The 10,869-nt window shown below is 66.5% G+C and carries 12 protein-coding genes; 11 read left to right on the plus strand and 1 reads right to left on the minus strand.

Annotated features, from left to right (window positions below; all coding sequences use genetic code 11):
- Positions 1-147: 147 nt before the first annotated feature.
- Positions 148-513: a hypothetical protein gene (locus ACZ6YI_RS04245; protein ID WP_465777554.1), complete on the plus strand. Its 366-nt coding sequence runs from the start codon at positions 148-150 to the stop codon at positions 511-513.
- A gap of 80 nt (positions 514-593) precedes the next feature.
- On the opposite strand, the gene ACZ6YI_RS04250 is transcribed toward ACZ6YI_RS04245, so the two are convergent.
- Complete coding sequence (locus tag ACZ6YI_RS04250) at positions 594-896, minus strand: hypothetical protein (protein ID WP_465777555.1); 303 nt, start codon at positions 894-896, stop codon at positions 594-596.
- 228 nt (positions 897-1,124) lie between these two features.
- Here ACZ6YI_RS04250 and ACZ6YI_RS04255 point away from each other — a divergent pair, with 228 nt between their 5' ends.
- From ACZ6YI_RS04255 to ACZ6YI_RS04300, 10 genes are all read left to right on the plus strand, one after another.
- On the plus strand, positions 1,125-1,787 hold the full coding sequence (locus ACZ6YI_RS04255) for a hypothetical protein (protein WP_465777556.1): 663 nt from the start codon (positions 1,125-1,127) through the stop codon (positions 1,785-1,787).
- On the plus strand, positions 1,784-2,326 hold the full coding sequence (locus ACZ6YI_RS04260) for an RNA polymerase sigma factor (protein ID WP_465777557.1): 543 nt from the start codon (positions 1,784-1,786) through the stop codon (positions 2,324-2,326). The genes ACZ6YI_RS04255 and ACZ6YI_RS04260 overlap by 4 nt, the downstream gene beginning before the upstream one ends.
- A 5-nt stretch (positions 2,327-2,331) precedes the next feature.
- A complete protein-coding gene (locus ACZ6YI_RS04265) occupies positions 2,332-3,300 on the plus strand; it encodes a FecR family protein (RefSeq protein WP_465777558.1) in 969 nt (322 codons plus the stop codon).
- A gap of 135 nt (positions 3,301-3,435) precedes the next feature.
- Positions 3,436-5,043 carry a ShlB/FhaC/HecB family hemolysin secretion/activation protein gene (locus ACZ6YI_RS04270; RefSeq protein WP_465777559.1) on the plus strand — a complete coding sequence of 536 codons (1,608 nt, stop codon included), beginning with the start codon at positions 3,436-3,438 and terminating at the stop codon, positions 5,041-5,043.
- A 34-nt stretch (positions 5,044-5,077) separates the two neighbouring features.
- The gene (locus ACZ6YI_RS04275) at positions 5,078-6,862 is read left to right on the plus strand and encodes a DUF2341 domain-containing protein (RefSeq protein ID WP_465777560.1); all 1,785 of its coding nucleotides are present in this window, start codon (positions 5,078-5,080) and stop codon (positions 6,860-6,862) included.
- 12 nt (positions 6,863-6,874) lie between these two features.
- Positions 6,875-7,282 carry an ExbD/TolR family protein gene (locus tag ACZ6YI_RS04280; RefSeq protein ID WP_440327912.1) on the plus strand — a complete coding sequence of 136 codons (408 nt, stop codon included), beginning with the start codon at positions 6,875-6,877 and terminating at the stop codon, positions 7,280-7,282.
- Between the two features lie 4 nt (positions 7,283-7,286).
- A complete protein-coding gene (locus tag ACZ6YI_RS04285) occupies positions 7,287-7,970 on the plus strand; it encodes a TonB C-terminal domain-containing protein (protein ID WP_465777561.1) in 684 nt (227 codons plus the stop codon).
- A gap of 44 nt (positions 7,971-8,014) precedes the next feature.
- Positions 8,015-9,721 carry a putative porin gene (locus tag ACZ6YI_RS04290; RefSeq protein WP_465777562.1) on the plus strand — a complete coding sequence of 569 codons (1,707 nt, stop codon included), beginning with the start codon at positions 8,015-8,017 and terminating at the stop codon, positions 9,719-9,721.
- A gap of 9 nt (positions 9,722-9,730) precedes the next feature.
- A complete protein-coding gene (locus ACZ6YI_RS04295; RefSeq protein WP_465777563.1) occupies positions 9,731-10,357 on the plus strand; it encodes a hypothetical protein in 627 nt (208 codons plus the stop codon).
- Positions 10,358-10,443: 86 nt separating this feature from the next.
- Entirely contained in the window at positions 10,444-10,833 is a 390-nt protein-coding gene (locus tag ACZ6YI_RS04300; protein WP_465777564.1) for a hypothetical protein, read from the plus strand.
- Positions 10,834-10,869 lie beyond the last annotated feature (36 nt).

The raw sequence follows: 10,869 nt of genomic DNA on the forward strand, positions 1-10,869 counted from the left end.
CCTACGGGCGGAAACGAAATTCCCTACGCAATCATCCTCGAAGGCGCTCATCTCGCCAGGGCTTGTCCCGGCTTACCGGAGTCGCTGCAAGGTCCACCCTTGCATCGCGGCCAAATCGGTCGCAACAGCCATGGAGAGAAACACGCTATGAAGAAACTTCGAAACGGTATCGTTGCCGCCCTGATTCTGACGACATGCGCCACGTCGATGGCGGAAGCTAGTGCAGGTAGTCCACCCGGACGAATCGCGCGTCCGAAGCACCAGATCGTGAGCTGTGAATACAAAGGGATCACGGGATACTTCCTTGTCGGCATGATGGGGTCGCTCGGCTGCCGCCTCGCCTATATGCATGAGAGCCACTTCGACAAGCCTGTCGGCACGGTGATTAGCATTTGTCCAAACCAGTCGCTTCCGCCTGGCTGGAACATCATCAATATCGTCGGAGTTCCGCGAGGGTGCCCCACCGATAGCAAGATGAAGGGCTCGTACTGGGATGTCCGTCGCGACGGATAAGCCTGTTCGGCGTGTCTGCTAACAGGTAGTGCGCTTGCCGCAAGCACCCATCGCGCGCAAGCGCGCTCCCACAGTCGTTTTTAGTGCACGGGTGAGGGGTACACCGGCGCGGGCGGCCGGTACGGCTGCACGCTGCGCCCGAGGTTCGTGCCCATGCGCTGGCCGAGCGCCGCGGCGTTGTACAGGCCGAGCCGGTTGCTTGGCACCTTGCGTATGTCATTGCTATCCAGCGGCGACGGCATGCCGGGTGGCGTGGCGAGTTGCTGGTTGAGGCAGTCGTATGACAACGCGGCGCTGCCCGCGTGTGCCGGTTGCACGCAGGTGGCGGTGGCGCTCGCATGCACGCCGGGAAGGTCCACCACGGATTGCGAATGCACGCTCATCGCGGCGGACAATCCGACAAGCAGAAGACAATATTGCCGATTACGCATAGCCTTGATCCCTCGCTGGCGCGCATTGGATAACACGCCATCACCCGGGAAAGGAAGCGCGTCACGCTTGTCACGGTTGCGTCATCAACCTTGTCACCGAACCGGCGTCTTTGTGTCATCCACGCTGCCTAGCCTTGGCTCGGATTACCCGTACCGCATGGGCCACCGCGAGGACTGACCGTGACGCGTTGTGCCTTCGCGCTGCTGGCTTGCGCGCTGTGCTTCGGCACGGCGCTCGCCGCGCCACGGGGAGGGGATGCCACGCAAGGGATGACGCATGGAACGACGCGCTTCGATATCGATGCACAGCCGCTCGCCGGCGCGTTGCGTGCGTTCAGCGAAACCACGGGCATCGCGGTGCTGTTCGATGACGCGGTTGTCGCCGGCCGGAGTTCGCCTGGCCTGCATGGGGAGGCCGGACCACGCGATGCACTGCGGATCCTCCTGGTCGGCACCGACCTCAGCGCGCATTTCACGTCGATGAACGCGTTCACCGTCAACACCATGCCCGCCGCGGCCGGCGAAGAGGCCGGCACTCCACCGGTGGCGCCGCCAGCGCTTGCCGAAAACGATGCGACCGAACTGCAGCAGGCGCTCGAGAAAGTCCTTTGCCTGCGCCGCGATACAAGGCCCGGGACCTTCCGACTTGCGCTCCAGATATGGATCGATGGAAACGGTACGGTCGCCGATGTCGTGGCGCTGGCGCCCTCCGACGATGGCGCACGCGATGCACGCGTGCTCGGCGCCGTACGCCAGGCCCGCGTGCCTGCGCGCCTGTCCGCAGGTAGTCCGTTCACCGTGCTGCTCGCGCCGTCGCGGCGCGATGCCTGCGGGGACGCATGAATTCCCAGGTCACGCTCCTCGGCCTGTTCCTCGATAACTACGAGGATTTCCGCCGCCGCCTTCGCCGCCGCCTGCGTTCCGACGACCTCGCCGACGACGTGATGCAGGAGACCTACCTGCGCGTGGAAAAGCTCGCGATGCCCGAGGGTCACGCGACGCACCCCACGAGCTATCTGTTCCGCATGGCGCTGAACATGGCGGCCGACCATCACCGCTCGCAAGGGCGGTTGCTGACCGGCGAGGAAGTCGACGACCTCCTGCACGCCGTGGACGACATCGTGGATCCATCCACCGTCCTCGCTTCGCAACAGGACATCGCGGCGCTCAGCGTCGCGCTGGAGGGGCTGACCCGACGGCAGCGGGAGATCCTGCTCGCCGCCCGCGTGGACGAGCTGCCCCAGGCCGATATCGCGGCCCGCCACGGCATCTCCGTGCGCATGGTCGGCAAGGAACTGAAGAAGGCGCTTGAGACCTGTGCCGCGAAAACCGGCCGTCGTTCGTTCCAGCGGTTCGGTCCCGGCGCCCGGGAAACGTCCTGACCGGTATGGATACCTTCAACCGCCACGATCGCCGCACGGAAGCCCATGGCTGGCTGGTGCACCTGACCTCGGGCACCGCCACCCGCGAGGATGGCGAGGCGTTTCGCCGCTGGTGCGCCGCCAGCGAGGCGAATGCGCACGCCTTCGCCGAAGCGCGCGCGCTGTGGGAGGCCCTGGGCCCCGCCGCGGCGCTGCGTGAACACCGGCGCGGCACACGGGGCAGGTCGCCACGCGCGCATGGCGTCCGCCTGTCGCGGCGCGCCTTCTTGGGCGGTGCCGTGGCCGCATCGGTCGCCGCCTTGCTCATGGTGCGCAGCGATGTGTTCACCCGCGGCAGTGCCCCGGATGGCGACGGCCTGCGTACCCAGGTCGGGGAGCAGAAGACCCTGGCGATGGCTCCTGGCGTCGCGCTGGAAATGAACACGGATACCGACATCGCCGTGCGCAAGCGCGGTGGCGTGGTCACCGGCATGCACCTGCGACGCGGCGAGGCCGTGGTCCGGGTCGATCCGTCGCGCAAGGAGCCGTTCGTGGTCGAGGTGGCCGATGGCCGGCTGTTTTCGAGCCCGGGTGCGGCCTTTGCCGTGCGCTGTGCAGGCGATGCCGCCACGGTGACTTGCATGAACGGGCAGGCCGTGCTGACCCGCGATGGGGTGAACACCACGGTGAAGCCGTCGCAACAGCTGGCGTTCGACGCCACGGGCGTGGGCGCGATCACCGCGGTGAACCTGGACACCGCGCTGGCCTGGCGTAACCGCGTGCTCATCTATGACAACCAGCCGCTCGGCGATGTCGTGGCCGATATCAATCGCTACCGCCCCGGCCGCATCGTCATCACCGATCGTGCCCTCGCCGAGCGTCGCGTCCATGCCCGCTTCACCCTCGACCAGATGGGTGAAGTGGCCACGCTGATCCAGGACGCGTATGGCGCGCATGCGACGAACCTGCCGGGCGGCTGGGTGCTGTTGAGCTGAATGGAACGGGCCGGCACCCGCGGCCGCATGAATTTTTCGTGACACCGGTTCAGTGCGACGACAGCCCGCGCGTCTAAGGGGCAAACGGAACACAGGGGAACTTGGCGTGGGTACACGAGCACTACGGGTGAACGCATGAAGCGTGCCGCGAACCCACTGGCGAAGGCATTGGCCCTCGCCATCGCATGCGGGCTTTCCGTCCATGCCACGGCGCAGGATGCGCCGCAGTCGTTCGATGTGAATGAGTACGTCGTGGATGGCAACACCACGCTGCAGGCGCTGGATATCGAAACCGCGGTGTACCCGTTCCTGGGCCCGGGCAAGTCGATGAACGACGTCTCCGGTGCGCGCGATGCGCTGCAGAAGGCCTACCAGGCGAAGGGTTACCAGTCGGTCGTCGTCGACATCCCGCCGCAGCAGGTGAAGGAAGGCGTGATCCGCCTGCAGGTCACCGAGAACACGATCGGCCGCGTGCGCGTGGAGGGCGCGACGTACCGCTCGCCGAAGGATATCCGCGACGGCGTACCGGCTCTCGCCGAAGGCGACGTGCCGAACTTCTCCAGTGCCCAGCAGCAGCTCACCGACGTGAACCGCCGTGCCGGTGCACAGGTGGTGCCCGTGCTTACCCCGGGCAAGTTGCCGAACACCATGGACGTCACGCTGAAGGTCACCGACAACAAGCCGGTCACCGCGAGCCTGGAGGTCAACAACGACCACAGCGTGAACACGCCGGAACTGCGCACCGTCGCCAGCATCCGCGACGACAACCTCTTCCAGGATGGCCACGCGGCGTCGTTGACGTACATCGTGGCGCCACAGGATCGCAACAGCTCCGAAGTGTGGGCCGGCTCGTACCTCGTGCCGTTCAGCAGTGACTGGAGCATGCTGGCGTCGGGGTACAAGTCGAACAGCAACGCCAACGCCGTCGGCGGCACCACGGTGCTCGACAAGGGCAACGCGTTCGGCTTCACCTTCGTGCGCAACCTGCCCACGCATGGCGAGTTCTCGCAATCGCTTTCGCTCGGAGTCACCCGCAAGCACTTCGACCAGAACCTGGTGCTTGGCGAGGACACCTCGAAGGCACCGATCACCTATATCCCCGTGAGCGTGACCTACCAGGGCCAGCGCGTGGGCGAGAAGTCGCTGAGCACGATGTCGCTGGGCGCGGTGGCGGGCTTCCGCGCCGGTGGCAGCAGCGCGGCCGAGTTCGACAACCAGCGCTACAAGGCGCGGCAGAACTTCTTCTACGTGAAGGCCGAAGGCGGCCACACCCGCAATTTCGACAGCGGATGGAGCCTGATGGGCCGCCTCGCGCTACAGCTTTCCACGTCGTCGCTGGTGTCGAGCGAACAGTTCGCGGCGGGTGGTGAAAGCACCGTGCGCGGCTACCTCGAAGCCGAGGAAACCGCCGACCACGGTGTCATCGGCTCGCTCGAGCTGCGCACGCCTTCCATCGGCGCGCACCTCGGCAGCTGGGTCAACGACTGGCGCTTCCTCGCCTTTGCCGATGGTGCGCACCTGCAGCTGATGAACGCGCTGCCGCAGCTCATCGACGCGAACAACCCGGATGCCGGCAGCCGCACCGTGAAGAGCTACGACCTCTCCAGCGTCGGCGTCGGCACCCGCTTCCAGCTGTTCAACATCGCCACCGGCGCCTTCGAGATCGCCTATCCGTTCAACGACGGCCAGGCCACGAAGGCGCACGACACCCGCATCCATTTCTCTCTCAAGGCCGAGCTCTGACCGGGCACAAGGGCATCCACCCAGGGGTATCACCGTGAAACGACTTCTGTTCCTCGCCTCCATGCTGGTCGGCCTCGCGCCGGCGGCCCACGCTGCCGATGCCTCGTGGTGGAACCAGGATTTCGCCTATCGCAAGGCCATCACCATCGACACCACGGCGAAGGGCGGCAACGTCAGCACCGCCGCCGGCCGCGTGCCGATGCTGGTCCGCCTGCATTCGGGCAACTTCACTTTCGATGGCGTCAACGAGAGCGGTGCCGACGTTCGCTTCGTGGCCGCCGATGACAAGACCCCGCTGAACTACCAGATCGAATCCTTCGATCCGGTCCTGGGCGTCGCCTTGGTCTGGTTGGATCTGCCGCAGGTCGGCGCGGATGCGCAGCAGCAGGTGTGGATGTACTACGGCAACCCCAAGGCGCAGGGCGCCGACAAGGGCAGCGCCACGTTCGATGCCGACTACGCCGCGGTCTACCACTTCGAGGACGCCGCGGGCAGCGCGCCGCGTGACGCTACGGCCTATGCGAACAACGCCGCGGGTACCGTCGCCACGGTCGACGGCATCATCGGCAAGGCCGCACGCTTCGATGGCAAGCAGGGGCTGAAGATTCCCGGCGCGGTCTCGATGGCCGTGGCCCAGGGTGGCGCCTTCACGTTCAGCGCCTGGGTGAAGCCGGATGCGATCGCCGATGGCAAGGTCACGCTTTATGCGCGCCACCAGGGCACGCAGGAACTGGTCGTCGGCCTGCAGAACGGCGCGCCGTTCGTGCAGGTGGGTGAGGGCGACGCCGCCCCCGCGAGCACGCCGGGCGAACCGCTGAAGGCGGCCAGCTGGGCGCATATCGCCGTCACCGCCGCCGACGGCAACGTCCAGCTCTATGTCGATGGCAAGCCGTACGCGACGCTCGCCGCCGCGCTGCCGGCGCTGAACACCGAGGCGTCGCTGGGTAGCGACAGCGCCGACGTGACGAACGCGGGCGCCCCCTTCGCCGGCCAGATGGACGAAGTACGCATCTCGCGCATCGCTCGCCCGGCCGTGCTGATCGCGATGGATGCGCAGGCCCAGGGCGCCGAATCGAAGCTGGTGGCCTATGGCACCGATGAGAAGCAGGCCGGCGTGGGCTTCGGCTACTTCGGCATCATCGTGAAGTCCGTGACCGCCGATGCCTGGGTTGTCATCGGCATCCTGCTGGTCATGGCGGTGATCTCTTGGGTCGTGATGTGGCAGCGCGCCTCGTACGTAAACCGCGTAAGCCGGGCCAACGACGAGTTCCTCGATGCCTTCCGCAAGCAGGGCCGCAACATCCTGGCCCTGTCGCGTGACCCGGCCGCCAACCGCCTGGCCGATGCGTCGCTGTACCGCCTGTACAAGGTGGGCGCGGGCGAAGTGTGGGGTCGCCGCGACGCCGACGGCCACGACCATATCGCCCCGGAATCGATCGAAGCGATCCGCGCCACGATGGATTCGACCATGGTCCGCGAGAACCAGCGCCTGGCGAAGTCGATGGTGATGCTCACCATCGCCATCTCCGGCGGCCCGTTCCTTGGCCTGCTCGGCACCGTGGTCGGCGTCATGATCACCTTCGCGGCGATCGCCGCGGCGGGCGACGTGAACGTCAACGCGATCGCCCCGGGTATCGCCGCCGCGCTGCTCGCGACGGTGGCGGGCCTGTTCGTCGCGATCCCGGCGCTGTTTGGTTACAACTACCTGCTCATCCGCAACAAGAACGTCACCGCGAACATGCAGGTGTTCGTCGATGAGTTTGTCACCCGCCTGGCCGAACAGCAGCGCGTCGTGGCCCCGGCCGCGGTCGCCGCGTAAGGACCCGCCGCCATGCGCGCCCAGGACGACGACAAGCCGTACGACGACATCAACATCACGCCGATGCTCGACCTGGCGTATGTGCTGCTCGTCATCTTCATCATCATGACCACCGCCTCGGTGCAGGGCATCAAGGTGAACCTGCCCAAGGCCTCGGCCGCCGTGAGCATGGCCAAGCCGCAGACCAAGGCCATCACCGTCTCCGAAACGGGCCAGGTGTTCCTCGATGCCTACCCGGTCACGCTCGCCGAGCTGGAACAGCGCCTGCGTTCGCTCAAGGCGCTGAACCCGGATTTCCCGGTGGTGGTGAAGGGCGATTCCACGGTGCAGTACCAGAAGGTCATGGACATCCTGGACCTGCTGCGCCGCGTGGACCTGCCGCAGGTCGGCCTCGTGACCGGCAAGGCGCCGAAGGGCTGATGGCGTGGACGCTTTCGAACCACGCCGCCGTCCGCCACGCCGTTGGCTAGGCACCGCCGTCGCCGCGGCGGTGTTCCTGGGCTTCGTCGCGCTGGTCTGGCATTTCGCCTCCAGCACGGTGGGCGTGCGCCGCGAGGCGCCGCGCATCGCGACGATCACGCCCTTGCCGCCACCGCCGCCTCCGCCGAAGGAAAAGCCGCCGGAGCCGCAAAAACCGGAGGAAAAAATCAAGCCGGTAGAGGACAAGCCGCTCGACCAGCCGCAGAAGCCGGTCGATGCGCCGAAGTCCACGCCGGACGTGGCGAAGCAGGTCACCATGAACACCGACGCGCAGGCCGGCAGCGACAGCTTCAACATCGGCGCGGGCGCCGGTGGTGGCATGGTCGGCTCGAACGGCGGTAACGGCAGCGGCACCGGCAGCTACGACCAGTACCTCGGTTACGCGATCCAGCAGGCGATCCAGCGCAACGACAAGGTCAACCGCCTCGCGTTCCAGGTACAGGCCGATGTCTGGCTCGATGCGGATGGCCGCCTCGTGCGCGCCGAACTGGTGACGCCCAGCGGCAACCAGGCGACAGACGATGCGCTGATCGAAGCCTTGCGCGCGATGCCGCGCATCGACGTGGCGCCGCCGTCCTCGCTGCATTTCCCTCTTCGCGTGTCCATCCGCGGGAAACGTCCCGCATGAACACGCTCATTCCTTCCAAGTCCTTTGTTTCCCGGAGATTCCGCATGACCCACGGAAAGGCACGCCAGCGACCCGCGCGCGCCCTGCTGGCCGCCGCCATCGGCCTGGCCATCTGCGCCACGGGCGTCCACGCCCAGTCCGCGCCGTCGGAGAACGCCACCATCAACCTCGTGCGCCTGCTGGTAAAGCGCGGCGTGCTCACCCAGGCCGACGCGGATGGCCTCATCGCGCAGGCCAACGCCGATGCGGCCGCCGCACAGAAGGCTGCCGGTACCGCCAACGCCGCGCCGGCCGCTCCGGGGCAGGTGCGCGTGACATACGTACCCGAGGTGGTGCGTAACCAGATCAAGGACGAGCTGCGCCAGGAGGTGGTGGCCCAGGCGAAGGAAGAGCGCTGGGCCGAGCCGGGCAAGCTGCCGGAGTGGCTCGATCGCATCGAGTGGACCGGTGACATGCGCGTGCGCGACGAATTCCACTACTACGACAAGGGCAATGCCTCGCAGGTCGTGGACTTCGCCTCGCTCAACCGCACCGGCCCCTACGACCTCAACGGCGTGGTCCCGCCGCCGCAGCTCAACACGCTGGAGAACCGCACCAACTCCCTGCGTATCCGTGCGCGCCTCGGCGTCAACGTGAACCTGGGTGACGGCGTGACCGCGGGCATCCGAATCGGCACCGGCAACGACAACAACCCGGTGTCGACCACGCAGAACCTGGGCGGTGGCCTCGGCAAGAAGAACGTCTGGCTGGACCAGGCGTGGCTTGCATGGCGCCCGGCGGATTGGGTGAAGGTGACCGGCGGCCGCATGCCGAACCCGTTCCTCAGCACCAACCTCGTCTACGCCGACGACCTGAACTTCGACGGCATCGCCAGCCATTTCGATGTGCCGGCCAGTGACGATGTCAGCACCTTCGCCACCGTGGGCATGTTCCCGATCGAGTACCAGTCGGATGACTTCCCGTCCCAGGCGGGCACGAAGAACGCCAGCCGCGACAAGTGGATGACCGGCGCGCAGCTCGGCGCTACGTGGAAGTTTGCCGACGATGCGGAATGGAAATTCGCCCTGGCGTACTACCGCTTCGACCACATGCAGGGCCAGCTCTCCGACCCGTGCCCGATCTACCTGGGCGTAACCTACTGCAGCACGGATGCCACGCGTCCGACCTTCATGCAGAAGGGCAACTCGCTGTTCCTGATCCGCGACATCATCCCGGACCCGAACTCGCCCAGCAATTACGCCCAGCCGCAGTTCGTCGGCCTGGTCTACGACTACCACGTCGCCAACGCCACCACGCGCCTCGACATGAACGTCGCGGATACGCCGCTGCGCCTGGAAGGCGACTACATCCGCAACATGGCCTATCACCGCAAGGATGCGTTCCGCGAGGACGTGGGCCTCAACCGCCTGGTCAACAACTTCGGCGCGGGTGACTTCTCCGAAGCCACGTACAAGAGCGGCCCGGTGGGCTGGATGTTCCGCGCCACGCTGGGCAACCCGGATCCGCACGCGGCCGGCGACTGGAACGTGAGCGTCGCTTACAAGTACCTGCAGCCGGACGCGACGCTGGATGGCCTCAACGATCCGGACTTCCACCTCGGTGGCACGAATGCCAAGGGTTTCATCCTTGGCGGCAGCTACGGCATTTCGAAGTACTCCTGGCTGAGCCTGCGCTACTTCAACGCGAAGGAAGTGTTTGGCCCGCCGCTCTCGATCGACGTGTTCCAGCTTGAAATGAACGCACGGTTCTAAGGAGGCGCCATGAAACGCTTGCTCATCGCCATCGCGCTGACCGCCGCCATGCCGGCCGCGTTCGCGCAACAGGCCAGCCTGGAGAGCCGCATCCGCAGCCAGCTCGCGGAAACGCGCGGCCAGCTGCAGGATCTCCAGGCCCAGCAGGCCAGCTGGGCCGCGGAAAAAGCCCAGCTGGAGAAGGAACGCGATGCCGCGAAGGCCGAGGCCGAGGCGGCCCGCGCGGAAGCGAAGAAGGGCAGTGCGGTATCGCCCGATACCTCGCGCGCGCTGGCTGCTGAAAAGCAGCGGCGCGAGGCTGCGGAAGCTTCCGCCCAGAAGGGCAAGGCCGACGCCGATTCGGCGGCGGTCGCACTGCGCACCGCGGAGACCGAGCGCGCGCGGCTGGCCAAGGCACTGGATGCCGCGAACAGCCAGGTGGATGTCTGCACCGCGCGCAACGTGCAGATGTACCGCGTAGGACAGGAAGTCATCGCGGCCTATGAAAACATCGACATGGGCGACGTGTTCAGCTCGCGCCAGCCGTTCGCGGCGAAGGCGCGGGTGAAGCTGGAAACCGCGGCGCAGGCGTTCGGCGACAAGCTCTACGACCAGCGCTTCGATCCGCGCGCCAGCCAGGCCGCGGCCAACCCATGATCAAGGACCCGTCAACCCCGCGGTGGGTCGCCACGGACGACACAGGAGCCCGCGATGGACAGGGACGTCCCCTTGTCGAGGCACGCATGAGCAGCCTGCATGCGCTTGCCGAGATGCTGCGCCAGCTATATGCGGCGCGCCAGGCGAAAGCCGCCGACATCCTGCTCGACCGCGTGCCGCGCGATGCGTTGCAGGAGATGCTCGGTGAGTCTTCGGCCTTCCTCGGCGCGCGCGTGCGCTACGCCATCGAAGATACGTTGCGCCACCGCAAACGCCCTGAGGATCCGAGCCATACGACGCTGCGCGCGATCAGCGCGGTGCTCAACGCATGGCTGCATGACGGGCGCCGCATGGCCATCCGCGCGGTGCTCCGCGAATGCACCGTGGCCGAACTGCATGAGCTCGCCCATTTACCCGATATCCACGACGAAGTGGCGTCCATGACCAGCGATTTCACGGGCGGAATCGCTCCGTAATCGACGCCCCTAAAAAACATGCTTCACGAGGCCTTG

The sequence above is a fragment of the Luteibacter sp. NPDC104163 genome (assembly GCF_055584245.1).